The sequence below is a fragment of the Sphingomonas sp. 35-24ZXX genome (assembly GCF_000786215.1).
Lineage (GTDB): Bacteria > Pseudomonadota > Alphaproteobacteria > Sphingomonadales > Sphingomonadaceae > Blastomonas.
Genome location: NZ_JROG01000003.1, coordinates 309329 through 328409 on the forward strand (window position 1 = coordinate 309329; position 19081 = coordinate 328409).

Sequence of the window (19081 nt, forward strand, 5' to 3'; positions counted from 1 at the left end):
CGCATGATCCGGGACGCGCGGCGCGCTGTCGCCGGTTAGGCAAGGGGCAGACCTCAAGCAGGAGCTGCCCTGATGACCTACACCATCGCCGGACTTGACCCGGCCTCCTTTTCCCACCTGTTCGCCTTGTCGGATGCCGATCTGGAAAGGCACGATGCCTTGCGGGTAACTGCTACGAGCTATCCCGGGTTTCCATGCCGGATCAGCCTTGAGGATGCGGCGCTCGGGGAAACCGTGATCCTGCTCCATCATGTCAGTCACCGCGCCAGGACCCCGTATCGCAGCAGCTACGCGATCTATGTTCGTCAGGTTGCCGAGGCCGCCCAATACCGAGATAGTTTGCCTCCGGTCATGCTCGGTCGCCCGCTGGGCCTGCGCGCATTCGACGAGGCGGGCATGCTGCGCGATGCCAGGCTGGCGATGCCCGGAGAGGGCGATGCAGCCATTCGAGGACTGTTTGCCAATCCGGAAATTGCCTATATCCACGCGCACAATGCGGCCCATGGCTGCTTTGTCGCACAGATCGACAGGGGGTGACGGTGGACGCGACCATGGATGACACCGCTGCCTGGGCTGCGGTCTTGCGCCGCGACCGCGCATATGATGGCCGGTTCGTGACGGGGGTGCTCACCACGGGCATCTACTGCAGGCCCTCCTGCGCGGCGCGGCACCCAGCGCGCGCCAATGTGCGCTTCTTTGCCGATGGCGCTGCTGCCCGGGCCGCAGGGCTGCGCGCCTGCAAGCGATGCCTGCCCGACGATGTCGCGCGGGATGCGACCGCTGTGCTCGCTGCCATCGAGGCGATTCGCGGCAACCAGGAACCGCTCGCGCTGTCCGCCCTGGCTGCGGAGTGCGGCTATTCTCCGGCCCATTTCCAGCGGATATTCAGCCGCCATACCGGCCTTTCGCCAGCCGCTTATGCTCGCGCACTGCGCACCGAGCGGGCGCGCGAGGCGCTGACCATCAACGACAGGGTGGTGGATGCCATCTATGAGGCGGGGTTCAATGCGCCTTCGCGCTTTTACGGAACGATGAAAGGACGGATCGGCATGGATCCTTCGGCATGGAAGAATGGCGGGCAGGGGGTCGATATCCACTGGACGAAGACCGACACCAGCCTTGGACAAATGCTGGTGGCATGGACCGACAAGGGCGTGTGCCGGCTGTCGTTCAACGAGGATGCGCAGGCGCTGGCCGTCCGCTTTCCGGCTGCACGGCTGACCGAGGCCGGAGACGATGCCGCGACCTATGTTGCGCGCATCGTGGCCGGTGTGGAGGCGCCAGCCGCAAGCGCTGCCATTCCGGTGGATGTGCGTGGCACGGCCTTCCAGGAGGCCGTCTGGAAAGCCTTGTCCGAAATACCGGCGGGCGAAACCCGCAGCTATGCGCAGCTGGCCGCCGCCATCGGCAGACCGGCTGCGGTCAGGGCGGTGGGGTCAGCCTGCGGAGCCAATCCGGTGGCAGTGCTGATCCCCTGTCACCGTGCGCTGCGGAGCGATGGCACGCTGGGCGGCTATGCCTATGGGCTCGGGATCAAGACCGAACTGCTCAAGCGCGAGGCGGATTGACCGCCGCCTATTTCTTCGCGTTGGCCTTGGGCCGGACGGTGCAGCTGTAGGTCAGGACCTCGTTGGGCTGGGCAGGCAGCGCCTGACGCAGCGCCTTCTGCATGTCTTCCAGCTCGGCGAGCCGGTCGGGTTCGGTCGTGCAGCTCTTGCTGGTGTAGCGCGCGCGGATCTTGCGGGCGGTCTCCATGGTGGCGAGACCCAGCTGGAAATTCTCGGTTCGGAATTCGCGGGTTGCCGGGTTGAACTGGTTGATCGCCACCAGCTGGTCCTCGTTGCGCACGAAGACCCGGGTCCAGCCATCGGCATCCTGGCCATATTGCGTCCGATCATTCACGCAGCCGCTGGCGGTCCAGCCGATTTCGACGGACGGTGGCGTCGAGCGCGTGATCTTGCTGCGTTCGGGAACGATCCGGCATTCGTAGACGCCATCGCTTGCGCCGGCCAGCACGCCCTTTTCGCCGAGCTCCTTCTTGACCGCGGCCATGGCGATGTCTTCGGCCTTGTCGAAGCTCGGACGGAGCGCGAGTCCCAGTGCTGCGGTCAGCACCAGCGCGCCGGTCACGGCACCGGCGATCTTGCGCTTGTCGCCATCGCCGCGCTCGTGCAGCACGAAGGTCGCACCGGCGCCCAAGCCCGCCAGCACCAGCATCAACGCCGCAAAAGCGACATGGTTTTCACGGGCCGCGATCACCTCATGTTCGGCCTCGCGCAGCGCGCGTTCCTCCAGATCGCGCCGCTCGGCCTGCTCGGACTGCTGCCGCTCACGGGTGTTGATAGCGGCGGCTGCGGCACGCGTGCGCTCTTCTGCCGACAGTTCCGCGACCGAGCGGCAGGGCGAGTCCGCCAGCTGGTAATCGATCTTGGCCGACCGCAGAAAGCTGAACAGTTCGCGGTTCGACACGGCAAAGCCATATTCGGCATCGTTGCCGTCGGACAGCGACCCAAAGCTGTTGACCCCGGCCACGCGGCCGCACAGGTCCACCAGCGGTCCGCCGCTGTTCCCCTTGGCGAGCGCGGCGGTGTGCAGGATTGTGTCGAAGTCACGGGTGGTGCGCCCGCCCGAGATCACGCCCGGGGTCTTGACCGGCGCCATCGGCGCTACCGTCTCGCGGGCATCCAGCCCCTGGGCCCGGTCGACCGCGGCGGGATAGCCGATCGCCATGACAGAAGCGCCATCGTCCAGCGGGGTCGCCAGCAGCGCCAGGCTGGGCAGGCGGCCCTTTTCCAGCTGGATCACGGCAAGATCGTTGCGCGCCGAGATTGCGGTCAGCTTGCCGCCATAGGTGGTGGTGCCCTCTGACGGGATGATGCCGATGCGGATACTCGCATCCTCGCGCATCGGTGCGACGAGATGGGCATTGGTGATGATCTTGTCCGGCGCGACGGCAAAGCCGCTGCCATGGCCGACATAAAATGTCTCGCCATCCTCTTCGGCGACCAGCACGACCCGCACCACCGAGCGGCTGGCAGCCTGGATATCGGCGGGATCGGCGGCGAGCGGGGTGGCGAGGAGCGCCGTACAGGCGGCGAACAGCAGGGCGAAAAGGCGCATCGGGTTCATGGCCGCCATCTCATAGCGCGGCGGTCAGACAAAGCTATAGGGATCGACGTCGACCGCCACCCGCACGCCCGGCGGCCAGCGCAGAGGTTGCAGCCAGTCGCGGATGATGCGCTGCATCTCGACATTGCGCCGGGCATGGACCAGCAACCGGAAGCGGTGTCGCCCGCGCAGCAGCGACAACGGCGCCGGCGCAGGGCCATAGACCGCAAAGCCATCCAGCTCGGGGGCGACGGCGCCTGCCTGCCGCGCGGCATCGCGGGCCTCCTCATGGTCCTCGGACGAGATGATGATTGCTGCCAACCGCCCGAACGGGGGCACATTGGCATCGCGCCGGGCTTGGGTTTCGGCGGCGTAAAAGGCCTCGCGATCGCCTTGCACCAGCGCATCGATCACCGGCGCATCAGGGTGGCGGGTCTGGATGAACACCTCGCCCGGCTTGGCGGCCCTTCCGGCGCGGCCTGCAACCTGGGCGATCTGCTGGAAGGTGCGTTCGCCCGCGCGCAGATCGCCGCCCTCCAGCCCGATATCGGCATCGATCACCCCGACCAGCGTCAGGTCGGGGAAATGATAGCCCTTGGTGACCAGTTGGGTGCCGATGATGATGTCGATCGCGCGTGCCTCGACCGCGGCGACAAACTCCGCCGCCTTTTCTGGCGACCATATCGTGTCCGATGTCACGATCGCGCGCCGGGCCTGCGGGAACAGGGCGGCGACCTCGTCGGCGATCCGCTCGACGCCGGGGCCGCAGGCGACCAGACAATCGCTCTCGCCGCATTCGGGGCAGGCGCTGGGCGACGGTTCGGCATGGCCGCAATGGTGGCAGGCCAGTCGACCCGACAGCCGGTGATCGACCATCCAGGCGCTGCAATTGGGGCATTTGAACCGGTGGCCGCAATTGCGGCACAGGGTCAGCGGGGCATAGCCGCGCCGGTTGAGGAACAGCAATGACTGTTCGCCCTTGTCCAGCCGTTCCTGCATCGCGGACAGCAGCGGCGGCGCGATCCACTGGCCGCGCGGCGGCGGGTGTTCGGTGAGGTCGATCAGCGCGATGCTCGGCAGCTGCGCGCCGCCGAAGCGGTGGGTAAGCAGCAACGCTTCGTAGCGTCCCGCCTCGGCCATCACCCGGCTTTCGAGCGCCGGGGTGGCGCTGGACAGCACCACCGGGCAGCCCTCGAACCGCCCGCGCATCACCGCGACGTCGCGGGCGTTGTAGCGCACGCCATCTTCCTGCTTGAAGCTGGTCTCGTGCGCCTCGTCGACGATGATCACGCCCAGGTTCGCATACGGTAGGAACAGCGCCGAACGCGCGCCGACGATGATCCTGGCATCGCCGCCGATGATCGCGTTCCACGCCCGCCGCCTTTCGGTCTGCTTCAGGCCCGAGTGCCAGGGCACCGGGGCCGCGCCGAAGCGCGCCTCGATCCGGGTGAGGAAGGGCTGGGTCAGCGCAATCTCGGGCAGCAGCAGCAGCGTCTGCTTCCCATGGCGCAGCGCTTCGGCCACCGCCTCGAAATAGACTTCGGTCTTGCCCGATCCGGTTACGCCATCGAGCAGGAACGGCACCGGTTCGGAATGCCGCACGGCCTCGGCGATGCGATCGGCGGCGGCGCGCTGTTCGTCATTGAGCGCGGGGCTGATGAAGTCCGGATCCGGCCGCGGATAGGGGCGATCGATCGGGACTTCGATGGCCTCGAACGCGCCGGACTGCACTAGCGATCGGATCACCCCTTCGGACACGCCCGCCAGCGCCGCCAGCTCGCGTACCGTGGCCTGCGCATCGCCCAGCGTATCGTACACCACCTGGCGCTGCGGAGTCATACGGGCAGGGGGGGCGCCACTCAGGCGGTATTCGGTGATCGCCCGGCCCGGCCCCATCAGCGATCCGCTGGGCAGAGCCATGCGTGCCACCGCTGCTGGGCTGGCGAGATAATAGTCCGCCGTCCATTCGATCAGACGGCGCAATGCAGCCGACAGCGGCGGAATGTCATGCCGTGCGAGCACCGGACGCAGCCGGCTGGCCTCGATCTCCTCCGCACCGAAACTGCCTGCTTCCCAGACGATGCCATCGATCCGGCGCGGGCCGAGCGGCACCTGCACCACCGATCCTGCAGGCAGATCCATGCCGACAGGCACGCTATAATCCAGCGGCCCGAGAGCGGCATTGAACAGGAGGACGCGCACGCGATTCATCGTGCCTTCTCCCATAGGGAGTGCAGGCCTGTGCGTACAGGCGGTGTTACTTGACCCAGCCCAGTCCGATGGTTTCGTAGATCTCGCGGTCCTCGTCCCAGCCTTCCTGGACCTTGACGTGCAGGAACAGGTGCACGGTGACGCCGAGCACCTTGGCCAGCTCGGCGCGCGCCTTTTCCCCGATCTCCTTGATCCGTGCTCCTCCCTTGCCGAGCACGATCGCGCGTTGGGTGTCGCGCGCGACCAGGATCTGCTGGTGAATCTCGATCGAGCCATCCTTGCGGGTCAGGTACTTTTCGGGAACTACGGCGCTGGCATAAGGCAGCTCGGCATGCAGCTGGTTGAACAGCTGCTCGCGGGTGATTTCGGTCGCGAGCAGCCGTTCGCTGGCATCGGACACCTGGTCTTCGGGGAAGTGCCAGGCGCCCACGGGCATCGCGGCCGCCAGCCAGGCCTTGAGCTCGGCAACACCATCTCCGGTCAGCGCGCTGACGAAGAACACCTCGTCGAAGCCGCCGGCGGCATGCAGATGCTGCGCCTGGACGAGCAGCTTGTCCTTGGCCGCGATATCGACCTTGTTGAGCACCAGGATCTTGCGCTCGGGCCGCATGGCGACCTGTTCGATGAGTTTTTCCAGACGTTCCGACCGCTTCGCCTTGGCGTCGACCACCAGTGCGATGACATCGGCACCATCGGACCCCTCCCAGGCGGCGCTGACCATCGCGCGGTCGAACCGGCGATCGGGGTCGAAGATGCCGGGCGTATCGACCAGCATGATCTGCGTCTTGTCGGCCAGCGCGATTCCCAGCAGCTTGGTCCGCGTGGTCTGCGCCTTGGGGCTGGTGATCGCGACCTTCTGCCCGACCAGATGGTTGACCAGGGTCGATTTGCCGGCATTCGGTGCGCCCAGCACGGCCACCAGGCCGCAACGCGAGGGGTTGGTGTCTTCGCTCATCGTCCATGCTCCGCGAGAAATTGTTTTGCTGCCAGCGTCTCCGCCTCCTGCTTGCTGGTGCCGGTGGCCTGCGCCGTGCCCAGCCCCTTGACCTCGACCTGCACGTTGAACCGCAGATCGTGATCCGGCCCCGATTTGCGCAACAGCGTGTAGACCGGGGTCTTGCGGTTGCGCGCGGCGGCCCATTCCTGCAATTCCGATTTCGGATGCCGCGGGGCTTCGCTGATTGCGCCGATCCGGTCGGCCCAGTGGCGTTCGATGAACGCCCGGGCAGCGGCAATGCCGCCATCGATATAGAGCGCGCCGATCAGCGCTTCGACGACATCGCCCAGGATGTTGGTGCTGCCCGCACCGCCATCGTCGCGCGCCTGCTTGCCCAGCCGGATCAGCGGACCCAGGCTGCATGCGCGGGCGATATCGGCGCAGCTTTCGCGCGAGACCAGCCGATTGAGAAAGGCCGACATCTGGCCCTCTGCCGCCTTGGGAAACCGGGTGTAGAGCAGATCGGCCACGACCATGCCCAGCACGCGGTCGCCCAGGAATTCCAGGCGCTGGTAGTCGGGGGTGATGCCAGTACTGCCATGGGTGAGCGCCTGGACGAACAGTCCCGGGTCACGCGGCTGGTAGTCGATAATGGGCAGTAGCGCCGTCAGTTCCACGTCGGGGTTCAAAACCCTTCCCCGATACGGTCCCAGCGGGCCGCGGTGAACCATGTCCAGGGCAGGAACCAGCTGGCCGAACCATCGGTGGAGAACACCGTCACCAGCGCCCGGCCGACCAGATAGTCCTGTGGGACTATGCCGATACCCTGGCCCTCGATCGCCGGGAAGCGGCTGTCGAGACTGTTGTCGCGATTGTCGCCCATCAGGAACATATGGCCCTCGGGCACGATGATCGCCTCGGTGGTGTCGCGCGGGGCATCGATCAGGTCGAGCACGAAATAGCTTCGGCCGCTGGGCAGCGTCTCGCGGAACCGGGGATAGCTGCACACGGCAGTGCCATCCTTGGCGGGAACCTCGAAGCTGCGGTCATAGCAGCGCGTATTGGGCGAAACGGGAATGACGAAATCGGCAACGCGTTCCTTGCGGATAGGCTTGCCGTTCAGCCACACGGTGCCGTCGCGCATCTGGATGGTGTCGCCGGGCAAGCCGATCACCCGCTTGATGTAATCCGCGCTGGCGCTCGGCGGCGCCTTGAACACGACCACGTCGCCGCGATCGGGTTGGCTGGCCAGCACGCGTCCCGGGATCAGCGGCAGGTTGAAGGGCAGGCTGTAGCGCGAATAGCCATAGGACCATTTCGACACCAGCAGATAGTCGCCGACGACCAGGCGGGGCTGCATCGATTCCGACGGAATATTGAACGGCGAGATGATGAAGCTGCGCAGGATGAAGAAGAAGATCGCAAGCTTGACCAGAAATTGCAGAAAATCCGCCGTTTCCGACTTGGGCTTGGGGCTGGTGGCGGCGGTTTCGTTCATCTGACCCCTTTGCTGACCCGAAATTGCGGCGTCAAGCCCTGTCGCATGCCGGGAAACCCTCTCGCCAAGCTTGGACCGGGTCGCTAAACCCCCCGGCGTTCGTCCAGCCCGAAAGGTAAATCATGTCCGACCAAGCCGATGCCATCTGGCAATCGATTGCGAATTCGCCCCGCCAGACGCTGTCTGCCCTGTTCGAACAGGACCCGGAAAGATTGAGCCTGCTGGCGCATCGCATTCCGCTCGCGGGCACGGACATCCTGTTCGACTTTTCCAAGACGCACCTTGATTCTGCTTTGCTCGCGCAGTTCGAGCAGCTGGCTGGAGCGATGCATCTGGCGGGAATGCGCGATCAGTTTCTTTCCGGTGCGAAGATCAATTCCAGCGAGGATCGTTCGGCCGAACACCCTGCCGAACGCGGCATGGGCGCTGTGGACTCGGTGGAGAGTGCCAACAGCCTTCACGCCCGGATGGCGGCCCTGGTCGATGCGATCGACCAGGGTGTGTTCGGCGAGATCAAGCATGTGCTGCATATCGGCATCGGCGGATCGGCGCTGGGGCCGAAGCTGGTGATCGATGCACTGTGCCGCGACAGCGACCGCTATGACATCGCCGTCGTCGCCAATGTCGATGGCGAGGCCCTATCCGAGGCGGTGGCGAAGTTCGATCCGGCCAGGACTCTGGTCGCGATTGCCTCGAAGACCTTCACCACCACCGAGACGCTGATGAACGCGACCAGCGCAATCGAATGGATGCGCGAGGGCGGGGTGGAAGATCCCTATGGCCAACTGGTCGCGCTGACCGCTGCGCCGGACAAGGCCGCCGAATGGGGCATCGACGAAACCCGCATCCTGCCGTTCTCGGAAACCGTGGGCGGACGCTATTCGGTCTGGTCGAGCATCGGCTTCCCGGTCGCGATGGCGCTGGGCAACGATGGCTTCGCCGCCTTCCGTGAAGGCGCAGCGGCCATGGACGCGCATTTCGCCAGCGCGCCGTTCGCGCGCAACATGCCGGTGCTCGCCGCCTTTGCCGACCTGTATTATGCGCAGGTTCGCGGCTGCCAGACCCGTGCGGTGTTTGCCTATGACGAGCGCATGCGACTGCTGCCCGACTATCTCCAGCAGCTCGAGATGGAAAGCAACGGCAAGGCCGTGCGCCGTGACGGCACCGCTCTGGGCCGCCCGAGCGCGCCGGTCACCTGGGGCGGGGTGGGCACCGACGCGCAGCATGCGGTGTTCCAGCTGCTGCACCAGGGCACCCATCTGATCCCAGTCGAGTTCATCGCGGCGCGCCTGGCAGGGCACGAGTTCGACGAGGCGCATCATCGCGCGCTGCTGACCAACTGCTTCGCACAAGGCGCGGCGCTGATGCAGGGCAAGGCCAGTGACGATCCGCAGCGCAGTTATCCGGGCGACCGCCCTTCGGCAACGATCCTGATCGACAGTGTCGATCCGCAAAGCCTTGGCGCGCTGATCGCATTCTACGAACATCGCACCTTCGCCAATGCGATGCTGTTGGGGATCAATCCTTTTGATCAGTTCGGTGTTGAACTGGGCAAGGAAATCGCCAAATCCATGGGCAACCGCCAGTCCGGCGATTTCGACCCTTCTACGGCTGCTCTTATCGACGCGGCAGGCCTGTAGCGGTCGTTCCCAGGAGTTTGAAGAATATGAGCGAGTTTGATTACGACCTGTTCGTCATCGGTGCAGGGTCCGGCGGGGTGCGCGCATCGCGCATCGCATCGGCTTATGGCGCCAAGGTCGCCGTGGCCGAGGAATATCGCGTCGGCGGAACCTGCGTCATTCGCGGCTGCGTGCCCAAGAAACTGCTGGTCTATGGATCGCACTTCGCCGAGGATCTGGAGGACGCCCAGAACTACGGTTGGACCATCGAGGGCACCAAGTTCAGCTGGCAGGTGCTGCGCGACCGGGTGCTGGCCGATGTCGATCGGCTGAACGCCGCGTATAAGAGCACGCTGACCAACCACAACGTCACGATTATCGAGGAGCGCGCGACGATCATCGCGCCGCACCGCGTCAAGCTGGCGAGCGGGCAGGAAATCAGCGCCAAGTATATCCTCGTCGCGGTTGGCGCGCGGCCGTACGTGCCCGAGTTTCCGGGCGCGGAGCATTGCCTTACCTCGAACGAGATGTTCCACCTCGACGAATTGCCGCGGCGCGCGGTGATCGCGGGCGGCGGCTATATCGCCAACGAATTTGCCGGGATCCTCAATGGCCTTGGCAGCAAGGTGACCATCGTCAACCGCGGCGACACCATCCTGCGCGGCTATGATGAGTCGCTGCGCGATCGCCTTCTGCAGATCTCGATGACCAAGGGCATCGAGTTCAAGTTCAAGGCACCGTTCGAGAAGATCGAGAAGCGCGAAGACGGCACGCTTGACGTGTTCCTCACCGGGCAGGATCCGATCAACACCGATATCGTGATGGTCGCCACGGGCCGCGTGCCCAATGTCGAAGGCCTCGGGCTGGAGCATGTCGGCATCGAGACCGACGATCAGGGCGCGATCCCGGTGGACGAATACAGCAAGACGACGTGCGACAGCATCTATGCGGTGGGCGATGTTACCAACCGGGTGCAGCTGACCCCGGTGGCGATCCGCGAAGGCCAGGCGTTTGCCGACACCGTGTTCGGCGGGACGCCCAAGACGGTGGATTACAACTGCATTCCCACCGCCGTGTTCTCGCAGCCGCCGATCGCGTCGGTGGGCCTGACCGAAGGCGAGGCGCGCAATCGCTATGGCAATATCCGCGTCTATTCGGCCGATTTCCGCCCGATGCGCAATGTCTTCGCGCATCGGGCCGAGCGTGGTCTGTACAAGATGATCACCGAGGAACCCTCTGGCAAGATCCTGGGCCTGCACATGATCGGTCCGGATTCGCCGGAGATTCTGCAGGCGGCAGCGGTTGCGGTGAAGGCAGGGCTGACCAAGCAGGCGTTCGATGACACCGTCGCGCTGCACCCCAGCATGGCCGAAGAGCTGGTGCTGATGAAGTAATCGCGCCGGCGCGCTATCTTGATCGTTACCCGATCCGGTACGGCACCATGCCGCGCCGGTCGGGATCGATCAGCAGTGGGCGATCGGTGGGCGGGAACGCGCGCTGATCGCAATTGTCGCGCGGGCAGGTGCGGCAGCTGATGCCGATCGGCGTCACCGCCCCTGCTGCTGCGGTATCCAGACCGTCGGCGTAGATGAAGTGCCGCGCGTGCTCGACCTCGCAGCCCAAGGCGACCGCATAGCGGCGCGGCTTGCGGCCATAGCTGCCCGAAGGCTTGACCAGCCCCTTGGCCATCGAAACATAGCGCACGCCATCGGGCGTTTCGGCCAGCTGTACCAGGATGCGGTCGGGGATCGCGGCGGCCTCATGCACCACCCAGAGCGGGCACGCGCCGCCGAAGCGCGCGAACTGCAGCCGCGTCGCGCTGTGCCTTTTGGTGATGTTGCCCGCCATGTCGACCCGGCAGAAGAACACCGGCAGCCCGCGCGCGCCGGGGCGCTGCAGCGTCGAGAGCCGGTGGCAGGCCTGTTCGAAACTGACCCCGAAGCGATGCGTGAGCTGGTCGATATCATGGCGGCAGGCCATCGCGGCCTCGCGGAAGCGCCGATAGGGCATCATCAACGCGCCTGCCGCGTAATTGGCGAGCCCCACCGAGACGAGCTGCTGCGCCTTGTCGCTGCGCAGACTGGCATTGGCGACCAGAATGGCGATGGCAAAGCGCATCTCCAGCGCCATCAGCCGGTGCGCGAGCAGGAAATAGCGTGATTCCGGCGCAAGCCCGTCCGCCAGCGACAAGGTCCGGCTCGCCGGATCGAACTGGCTCAGCGGAGCATTCGGATCGGTCGCGCGCAGCGGCTTGACGGTAATCCCATGATCGCGCTGCAATCGTGCGGTCAGCCCGTCGATATGCAGATCGTCGCCTAGCTCTTCGGCGATCGATTCTGCGGTCCGGTCGAGCTGATCGATATAATTTCCCGCCTCGTGAAACCAGTCGCGCACCTCTTCCCAGGGCAGGCGGGCATTGTGTTGCCCGGTCGCCGCCAGGCTGTCGTCGAGCATCGCCGCGCGCTCCTGCGCCTGGCGATAGCCCTGATAGAGGTTGGTGATGATATGGGTCAGCTCGGGATGGCTGTCCTGCAACCGGGCAAAGCGTACCGGGTCGATCTCGATCCCTGCGAGCACCGGATCGTCGAGCACCGTCTGCCAGTTGAGCGAGGGCGGCTCGCCCGGCGTCTCCTCCAGCTCGAACGCAAAGTGACGCGACAGCGCGGTCAGCACCTGCGGCGTGATCGGCCGCTCGTCATTTTCGATCTGGCTGAGATAGCTGGTCGAGATGCCCAGGGCCTCGGCCATCGCGGCCTGGTTGAGGCCGGAGTGGCGGCGGACGGCGCGGACTCTTTGCCCGGCGTAAAGGCGTTTGCGGCGTGACATTTGCCTATCGCGCCTAGTTTGCAAAGTGGGGCTTTGCAAGTTCGCTATTTAACATTTGCGTGAGGGTCCAAAGGCTGGAAAGGAAGCATCCCGAGTTTCGAAAACAAGAGGATGCGATGCAGGCCATATTGGAAGAACTGGCAGCCCGGCGCGACAAGGCGCATATGGGCGGTGGCGAGAAGCGCATCGCAGCCCAGCACGCCAAGGGCAAGCTGACCGCGCGCGAACGCCTCGACGTGCTGCTCGATCCGGGCAGCTTCGAAGAGCTCGACATGTATGTCGAGCACAATTGCGTCGACTTCGGCATGCAGGACCAGATCATCCCCGGGGATGGCGTGATCACCGGATCAGGCACGGTCAACGGCCGCCTCGTGTTCGTGTTCAGCCAGGATTTCACCGTGTTCGGCGGATCGCTGTCCGAACGGCACGCGCAGAAGATCTGCAAGATCATGGATATGGCGCTGAAAGTCGGCGCGCCTGTGATCGGCCTGAATGACTCGGGCGGCGCGCGCATCCAGGAAGGTGTCGCCTCGCTCGGCGGCTATGCCGAGGTGTTCCAGCGTAACGTGCTGGCCTCCGGCGTCGTGCCGCAGCTCAGCCTGATCATGGGGCCCTGCGCAGGCGGCGCGGTCTATTCACCCGCGATGACCGACTTCATCTTCATGGTGAAGGATTCGAGCTACATGTTCGTCACCGGTCCCGATGTGGTCAAGACCGTGACCAACGAGGTCGTTACGCAGGAAGAGCTCGGCGGCGCGGTGACGCATACCGCCAAGTCGGGCGTTGCTGATGTGGCGTTCGACAACGACATCGAGGCCTTGCTCGCCGCGCGCGACCTGATCGATTACCTGCCGCTGTCGAACCGCGAGGACCTGCCAGAGCGGCCGACCGCCGACCCGTTCGACCGGATCGAGAACAGCCTCGATACGCTGATCCCGGCCAACCCGAACATGCCCTATGACATGCACGAGCTGATCCGGAAGACGCTCGACGAGGGCGAGTTCTTCGAAATCCAGCCGACGCACGCAGGCAACATCATCACCGGCTTCGGCCGCATCGAGGGCCGCACCGTGGGCGTCGTCGCCAACCAGCCGATGGTGCTGGCGGGATGCCTGGACATCAACTCGTCGAAAAAGGCCGCACGCTTTGTGCGCTTCTGCGATTGCTTCGACATTCCGATCATCACCTTCGTCGACGTCCCCGGCTTCCTGCCCGGCGTGGCGCAAGAGCACAGCGGCATCATCAAGCATGGCGCCAAGCTGCTGTTCGCCTATGCCGAGGCGACCGTGCCCAAGATCACCGTCATCACCCGCAAGGCCTATGGCGGCGCGTATGACGTGATGGCCTCAAAGCACCTGCGCGGCGACCTCAATTATGCCTGGCCCACCGCCGAAATCGCGGTGATGGGGGCAAAAGGCGCGGTCGAGATCATCTTCCGCGGCAAGACGCCCGAAGAGATCGCCGAGCGCACCAAGGAATATGAAGCGCGCTTCGCCAACCCGTTCGTGGCCGCATCCAAGGGCTTTATCGACGAGGTGATCATGCCGCATTCAACGCGGCGTCGGATCGCGCTGGGGTTGAGGAAGCTGCGGAACAAGAGCCTCGAGAACCCCTGGAAGAAGCATGACAATATTCCGCTTTAGGAGCAGCGCGTGAACAACAACTCCTCACGCAAAGACGCGACTCAGGTCGCGATTTTAGCCCTTGGGGTTACCGTGGGCGCTATCGTCTATATGGTCATCAGGTATTCATGATCGAATTTTTCGATGCGGTGTATGACCCGCGCCCCAAGGCTTCGGGTTGAACTTGTTTCAGGGTCCAGCTCGCCCCACGCGCCGACGTTACGGGGAGCCGATTGGATGCTGAAACAAGTTCAGCTTGACGGGATTTGAGAGAGGAATACGCCAGTGAAGCTCGGAAGACTGAACCACATCGGGGTTGCCACGCCCTCCATAGCGGACTCGATCGTGTTCTATCGCGATGTCATGGGCGCGACCAAGATTCATGAACCTTTCGACCTGCCCGAACAGGGGGTGAAGGTGTGCTTTGTCGATACGCCAGGCGCGGATGGCGCGCTCAATGGCACGCAGATCGAGCTGATCGAGCCGCTGCCGGGCAATGCCTCGATCGCGTCGTTCCTCGAGAAGAACCCGAACGGCGGGCAGCATCATGTCTGCTATGAGGTGCCCGATATTCACGCGGCGAAGGCGGAGTTCGAGGCGCTGGGCAAGCGCGTGCTGGGCGATCCGCGGGTCGGCGCGCATGGCACGCTGATCTTCTTCGTGCACCCCAAGGATATGGGCGGGGTGCTGACCGAGATTATGGAGACGCCTGCGGGTGGAGCGCACTAAACCTTCTCCCTCGATGGGAGAAGGATACGAAGCCTTGCCAGCTTGCTGGCTAGGCGCAGTTGGATGAGGGTGATGCAGAGCGACGTCAGCGCATTTTCACCCTCACCCAGCTTCGACTAGGTGCTTTCAGCACCAAGTCTTCGCAGCCCTCTCCCATCAAGGGAGAGGGGTAACGAGAAGGGAGAGTTCAGGATGACCTACGAAACCATAAAGCTCGATATCGCCGACCAGATCGCCACCATCACGCTCAACGTGCCCGAGCGGCTCAATGCCTGCTCGCTGCCGATGGCGGGCGAGATCAACGATGCGCTCGATCATCTCGGCGATGCGCGCGCATTGGTCATCACCGGCGCGGGCAAGGGTTTCTGTTCGGGGGCGGACCTCACCGGCGGGCGCGATAGCTCGATCTCGGGCGGGCAGGGCAGCTACAAGGCGCTGACCCAGCATTACAACCCGATGCTGCTCAAGCTGCACCGGCTGCACATCCCTACGATCAGCGCGGTCAATGGACCTGCTGCCGGTGTCGGCTGCTCGATCGGCCTTGCGCCCGATTTCGTGGTCGCGAGCGAGAAGGCCTATTTCCTCCAGGCGTTCGTCAACATCGGCCTGGTGCCTGACGGCGGCGCGAGCTGGATGCTCACCCGGCTGATCGGCAAGGCGCGCGCCACCGAGATGATGATGCTGGGCGAGAAGATCCCCGCCGCCAAGGCGCATGATTGGGGGATGGTCTACAAGGTCGTCGAGCATGACAGCCTGATGGATGAGGCGATGGCGCTGGCCAAGCGGCTCGCCGCGATGCCGACCGTCGCGCTGGGCATCATGCGCAAGAACCTGGTCGAGGCGCTCGAATGCGATTTCCACACCGCACTCGCGCGCGAAGCCGAGGGCCAGCGGATCGCAGGCGACACCAATGATGCACGCGAAGGCGCCATCGCCTTTCTGCAGAAGCGCAAGCCGAACTTCACCGGCAGCTGATCCAAACAGACATGGGACCGATAGAATGACCGATACACCCAATATCACCGACTGGCAGGCTTTGGCCGACAAGGAGGTCAAGGGACGCGATCTGACCTGGCAGACGCCAGAGGGGATTGCGGTCAAGCCGCTGTACACGGCGGACGATGTGTCGGTCGATCCCGGCCTGCCTGGCTTTGCGCCGTTCACCCGCGGGGTGCGCGCCAGCATGTATGCAGGCCGCCCGTGGACGATCCGGCAGTATGCCGGTTTCTCCACCGCCGAGGAATCGAACGCTTTCTATCGCCGCAACCTGGCTGCGGGTCAGAAGGGGCTTTCGGTCGCGTTCGATCTGGCGACGCATCGCGGTTATGACAGCGACCATCCGCGCGTCACCGGTGATGTCGGCAAGGCGGGCGTGGCGATCGACAGCGTCGAGGACATGAAGATCCTGTTCGATGGCATCCCGCTCGACAAGATGTCGGTCTCTATGACGATGAACGGGGCAGTGATCCCGATCCTCGCGTTCTTCATCGTCGCAGGCGAAGAGCAGGGCGTCGATCGCAAACTGCTCGACGGGACCATCCAGAACGACATTCTCAAGGAGTTCATGGTCCGCAACACGTACATCTATCCCCCTGAGCCTTCGATGCGGATCATCTCGGACATCTTCGGGTACACGTCACGCGAGATGCCCAAGTTCAACAGCATCTCGATCTCCGGCTATCACATGCAGGAAGCCGGCGCGACGCAGGTGCAGGAGCTCGCCTTCACCATCGCCGACGGCATGGAATATGTGAAATACGGCGTCGCCTCAGGCCTCGACATCGACAAGTTCGCAGGCCGTCTGAGCTTCTTCTTCGCGATCGGCATGAACTTCTTCATGGAAATCGCCAAGCTGCGCGCGGCGCGCGTGCTGTGGCACCGGGTGATGACCAAGCTCGGCGCGCAGGACGAGCGTTCCAAGATGCTGCGCACCCACTGCCAGACCTCGGGCGTGTCGCTGACCGAGCAGGACCCGTACAACAACGTCATCCGCACCACGATCGAGGCGATGGCTGCGATGCTGGGTGGCACGCAGTCGCTGCACACCAATGCGCTCGATGAAGCCATCGCGCTGCCCACCGATTTCTCCGCACGCATCGCCCGCAACACGCAGATCGTCATCCAGGAAGAGACCGGGATGACCAAGGTCGTCGATCCGCTGGGCGGCAGCTATTATATCGAGAGCCTGACGCAGGAACTGGTCGACAAGGCGTGGGAGATCATCGAGCGCGTCGAGGCCGAAGGCGGCATGGCGAAGGCCGTGGCGGCAGGCTGGCCCAAGGCGATGATCGAGGAAGCCGCCGCCGGACGGCAGGCGCGGGTCGATCGGGCCGAGGACGTCGTGGTCGGCGTGAACAAGTACCGCCTGCCGAGCGAGGATCAGCTCGATACGCTCGACGTCGACAACGCCAAGGTCCGCGAAGGCCAGGTTGCGCGGATCGCTGCGGTCAAGGCCTCGCGCGACGAGGCCGCATGCCAGGCAGCGCTCGATGCTTTGCGCGAGGGTGCAAAGGGTGACGGCAACTTGCTGGCGCTCGCGGTGGATGCGGCACGGGCGCGCGCGACGCTCGGCGAAATCAGCCAGGCGATGGAGGATGTGTTCGGCCGCTATGCCACCGTGCCGACCCCGGTCAAGGGTGTGTACAGCGCGCCTTATGTCGATGACGGCCGCTGGGCGCAGGTGGTCGAAGGGGTGAAAGCGGTCGAACGCCGTCTGGGGCGTAAACCCAAACTGCTCGTCGCCAAGATGGGGCAGGATGGGCATGATCGCGGCGCGAACGTGATCGCCTCGGCCTTTGGTGACCTCGGCTTTGAGATCGTTTCGGGCCCGCTGTTCCAGACCCCGCAGGAAACCGTCGTTCTGGCGCTCGAGAGCAACGTCGATGTCGTCGGCGCATCCTCGCTCGCCGCCGGACACAAGACGCTGATCCCCGAGCTGATTGCGGGTCTCAAGGAGGCCGGGCGCAACGACATCAAGGTGATCGCAGGCGGCGTCATCCCGCCGCAGGATTATGATTTCCTCCGCGATGCCGGGGTGCAGGGTATCTACGGCCCGGGATCGAATGTCGTCGAATGCGCGGCAGACGTGCTGCGTCTGCTGGGGCACAACATGCCGCCGCTGCAGGAAGCGGCGGAGTGAGCGAGGAGCTCGAATCCAAGGTCGACGTCAAGGACCAGGCGCCCGAGGGCCATTACGGCGAAACCTTGCTGTATGACTTCGCGAAGACGCTGACGTCACTATCGCTGATCGTGCTGGGCGGCGTGCTGTCGCTGAGTGGAACCGAGCAGGCGGCAAAAATCCCGGTTTTCAGTCTGGTGCTGATAGCGGGAGCCGTTGCAATGGCTGGGGCGCTGGCATTGTCTACCGCATTCGGGATTGTGGACGCGCGGGCCAAAAACCGCGAACCGTCTGCCAATCTCACCAAATTGATCAAGGCCGCGAACTTCCTGCTGGGAGTCGGCCTGGGAGGATTTACATTTACATGGCTGGAATCGCTCAAGTGACTGATGCTCGTACCGACTGGACCCGCGAAGATATTACCGCGCTGTTCGACCTGCCGTTCAACGATCTGATGTTCGAGGCGCAGACCATTCACCGCGCGAATTTCCCGCGCAACGAGGTGCAGCTGTCCACTTTGCTGTCGATCAAGACCGGCGGTTGTCCGGAGGATTGCGGCTATTGCAGCCAGTCCAAGGATGCCGACAGCGGCGTCAAGGCGACCAAGCTGATGGACGTGCAGGCGGTGCTGCAGGCGGCAGCGCAGGCGAAGGACCATGGCTCCGGCCGCTTCTGCATGGGTGCCGCCTGGCGCAACCCCAAGGATAAGGACATTCCCAAGCTCGCCGCGATGGTCAAGGGCGTGCGCGAGATGGGCATGGAAACCTGCATGACTTTGGGAATGCTCACCGCGAGCCAGGCCAAGCAGCTCGCCGATGCGGGGCTCGATTACTACAACCACAACATCGACACCGCGCCCGAGAACTACGCCAACGTCATCACCACCCGCACCTTCGAGGACCGGATGGAGACGCTGGACAATGTCCGCTCGGCGGGCATCAACGTGTGCTGCGGCGGCATCGTCGGCATGGGCGAGACCCGCTCCGATCGCATCGGCTTCATTCACGCGCTCGCCACCATGCCGCACCCCGAAAGCGTGCCGATCAACGCGCTCGTCCCGGTCAAGGGCACCGTGCTCGGCGACATGCTCGCCGATACGCCGCTCGCCAAGATCGACGAGATCGAGTTCGTCCGCACGGTCGCGGTCGCCCGCATCACCATGCCGCGCTCGATGGTGCGCCTGAGCGCGGGCCGCGAAAGCATGTCAGAAAGCTGCCAGGCCTTGTGCTTCATGGCCGGCGCAAACAGCATCTTCACCGGCGACAAATTGCTCACCGCGCCCAACGCGGGCGACGACAAGGATGGCGCGCTGCTGGCCAAGCTCGGCATGAAGGCGATGGCCGCGCAGCCGCACGGGCATCTGGAGGCTGCGGAGTGAAATCCGCTTCCCTCTTCTGTCATGTTGAACTGGTT

General features: G+C 64.5%; 16 protein-coding genes. 10 read left to right on the forward strand and 6 right to left on the reverse strand.

Going from position 1 to position 19081, the window contains the following annotated elements:
* Positions 1 to 72: 72 nt before the first annotated feature.
* A complete protein-coding gene (locus tag LI72_RS04165) occupies positions 73 to 537 on the forward strand; it encodes a DUF1203 domain-containing protein (RefSeq protein ID WP_033924597.1) in 465 nt (154 codons plus the stop codon).
* 14 nt (positions 538 to 551) lie between these two features.
* Positions 552 to 1568: a bifunctional transcriptional activator/DNA repair enzyme AdaA gene (locus LI72_RS04170; protein WP_052129628.1), complete on the forward strand. Its 1017-nt coding sequence runs from the start codon at positions 552 to 554 to the stop codon at positions 1566 to 1568.
* 7 nt (positions 1569 to 1575) lie between these two features.
* Here LI72_RS04170 and LI72_RS04175 read toward each other — a convergent pair whose 3' ends face one another.
* From LI72_RS04175 to lepB, 5 genes are read right to left on the reverse strand one after another with little or no spacing between them, the layout of a single operon-like run.
* On the reverse strand, positions 1576 to 3120 hold the full coding sequence (locus tag LI72_RS04175) for a S1C family serine protease (protein WP_197051810.1): 1545 nt from the start codon (positions 3118 to 3120) through the stop codon (positions 1576 to 1578).
* A gap of 33 nt (positions 3121 to 3153) precedes the next feature.
* Positions 3154 to 5319: a primosomal protein N' gene (locus LI72_RS04180; RefSeq protein WP_033925279.1), complete on the reverse strand. Its 2166-nt coding sequence runs from the start codon at positions 5317 to 5319 to the stop codon at positions 3154 to 3156.
* Between the two features lie 46 nt (positions 5320 to 5365).
* On the reverse strand, positions 5366 to 6274 hold the full coding sequence (era, locus tag LI72_RS04185; RefSeq protein ID WP_033924600.1) for a GTPase Era: 909 nt from the start codon (positions 6272 to 6274) through the stop codon (positions 5366 to 5368).
* On the reverse strand, positions 6271 to 6987 hold the full coding sequence (gene rnc, locus LI72_RS04190) for a ribonuclease III (protein ID WP_231562359.1): 717 nt from the start codon (positions 6985 to 6987) through the stop codon (positions 6271 to 6273). The genes era and rnc overlap by 4 nt, the downstream gene beginning before the upstream one ends.
* Positions 6942 to 7754 (reverse strand): signal peptidase I, encoded by an 813-nt coding sequence (gene lepB / locus LI72_RS04195; RefSeq protein ID WP_033924601.1) that lies wholly within the window; start codon positions 7752 to 7754, stop codon positions 6942 to 6944. The genes rnc and lepB overlap by 46 nt, the downstream gene beginning before the upstream one ends.
* Before the next feature lie 122 nt (positions 7755 to 7876).
* On the opposite strand from lepB, the gene pgi reads away from it, so the two are divergent.
* Together pgi and gor are read left to right on the forward strand one after the other, a co-directional pair.
* On the forward strand, positions 7877 to 9394 hold the full coding sequence (gene pgi, locus LI72_RS04200; protein ID WP_033924602.1) for a glucose-6-phosphate isomerase: 1518 nt from the start codon (positions 7877 to 7879) through the stop codon (positions 9392 to 9394).
* Positions 9395 to 9420: 26 nt separating this feature from the next.
* Positions 9421 to 10767: a glutathione-disulfide reductase gene (gene gor / locus LI72_RS04205; RefSeq protein ID WP_033924603.1), complete on the forward strand. Its 1347-nt coding sequence runs from the start codon at positions 9421 to 9423 to the stop codon at positions 10765 to 10767.
* 25 nt (positions 10768 to 10792) lie between these two features.
* Here the strand turns inward: gor and LI72_RS04210 are convergent, their stop codons facing one another.
* Positions 10793 to 12199 (reverse strand): helix-turn-helix domain-containing protein, encoded by a 1407-nt coding sequence (locus LI72_RS04210; RefSeq protein ID WP_033924604.1) that lies wholly within the window; start codon positions 12197 to 12199, stop codon positions 10793 to 10795.
* Between the two features lie 116 nt (positions 12200 to 12315).
* On the opposite strand from LI72_RS04210, the gene LI72_RS04215 reads away from it, so the two are divergent.
* From LI72_RS04215 to bioB, 6 genes are all read left to right on the forward strand, one after another.
* Positions 12316 to 13842: an acyl-CoA carboxylase subunit beta gene (locus LI72_RS04215; RefSeq protein ID WP_033924605.1), complete on the forward strand. Its 1527-nt coding sequence runs from the start codon at positions 12316 to 12318 to the stop codon at positions 13840 to 13842.
* Positions 13843 to 14106: 264 nt separating this feature from the next.
* The gene (gene mce / locus LI72_RS04220; protein WP_033924606.1) at positions 14107 to 14550 is read left to right on the forward strand and encodes a methylmalonyl-CoA epimerase; all 444 of its coding nucleotides are present in this window, start codon (positions 14107 to 14109) and stop codon (positions 14548 to 14550) included.
* A 192-nt stretch (positions 14551 to 14742) separates the two neighbouring features.
* On the forward strand, positions 14743 to 15525 hold the full coding sequence (locus LI72_RS04225; protein WP_033924607.1) for an enoyl-CoA hydratase-related protein: 783 nt from the start codon (positions 14743 to 14745) through the stop codon (positions 15523 to 15525).
* Between the two features lie 25 nt (positions 15526 to 15550).
* A complete protein-coding gene (gene scpA, locus LI72_RS04230) occupies positions 15551 to 17689 on the forward strand; it encodes a methylmalonyl-CoA mutase (RefSeq protein WP_033924608.1) in 2139 nt (712 codons plus the stop codon).
* The gene (locus LI72_RS18920; RefSeq protein ID WP_052129493.1) at positions 17686 to 18054 is read left to right on the forward strand and encodes a hypothetical protein; all 369 of its coding nucleotides are present in this window, start codon (positions 17686 to 17688) and stop codon (positions 18052 to 18054) included. The genes scpA and LI72_RS18920 overlap by 4 nt, the downstream gene beginning before the upstream one ends.
* Positions 18033 to 19046, forward strand: coding sequence for a biotin synthase BioB (gene bioB, locus LI72_RS04235; RefSeq protein ID WP_033924609.1), 1014 nt, complete (start codon positions 18033 to 18035; stop codon positions 19044 to 19046). The genes LI72_RS18920 and bioB overlap by 22 nt, the downstream gene beginning before the upstream one ends.
* Positions 19047 to 19081: the final 35 nt, after the last annotated feature.

Excerpts from the sequence above, each read along its gene's own strand:
- rnc (WP_231562359.1), bottom strand. The coding sequence starts at position 6,987 with ATGGTTCACCGCGGCCCGCTGGGACCGTATCGGGGAAGGGTTTTGAAC.
- gor (WP_033924603.1), top strand. The coding sequence starts at position 9,421 with ATGAGCGAGTTTGATTACGACCTGTTCGTCATCGGTGCAGGGTCCGGC.
- LI72_RS04170 (WP_052129628.1), top strand. The coding sequence starts at position 552 with ATGGATGACACCGCTGCCTGGGCTGCGGTCTTGCGCCGCGACCGCGCA.
- LI72_RS04180 (WP_033925279.1), bottom strand. The coding sequence starts at position 5,319 with ATGAATCGCGTGCGCGTCCTCCTGTTCAATGCCGCTCTCGGGCCGCTG.
- bioB (WP_033924609.1), top strand. The coding sequence starts at position 18,033 with ATGGCTGGAATCGCTCAAGTGACTGATGCTCGTACCGACTGGACCCGC.
- LI72_RS04225 (WP_033924607.1), top strand. The coding sequence starts at position 14,743 with ATGACCTACGAAACCATAAAGCTCGATATCGCCGACCAGATCGCCACC.
- LI72_RS04215 (WP_033924605.1), top strand. The coding sequence starts at position 12,316 with ATGCAGGCCATATTGGAAGAACTGGCAGCCCGGCGCGACAAGGCGCAT.
- pgi (WP_033924602.1), top strand. The coding sequence starts at position 7,877 with ATGTCCGACCAAGCCGATGCCATCTGGCAATCGATTGCGAATTCGCCC.
- lepB (WP_033924601.1), bottom strand. The coding sequence starts at position 7,754 with ATGAACGAAACCGCCGCCACCAGCCCCAAGCCCAAGTCGGAAACGGCG.
- scpA (WP_033924608.1), top strand. The coding sequence starts at position 15,551 with ATGACCGATACACCCAATATCACCGACTGGCAGGCTTTGGCCGACAAG.
- LI72_RS04165 (WP_033924597.1), top strand. The coding sequence starts at position 73 with ATGACCTACACCATCGCCGGACTTGACCCGGCCTCCTTTTCCCACCTG.
- era (WP_033924600.1), bottom strand. The coding sequence starts at position 6,274 with ATGAGCGAAGACACCAACCCCTCGCGTTGCGGCCTGGTGGCCGTGCTG.
- LI72_RS04175 (WP_197051810.1), bottom strand. The coding sequence starts at position 3,120 with ATGCGCCTTTTCGCCCTGCTGTTCGCCGCCTGTACGGCGCTCCTCGCC.
- LI72_RS04210 (WP_033924604.1), bottom strand. The coding sequence starts at position 12,199 with ATGTCACGCCGCAAACGCCTTTACGCCGGGCAAAGAGTCCGCGCCGTC.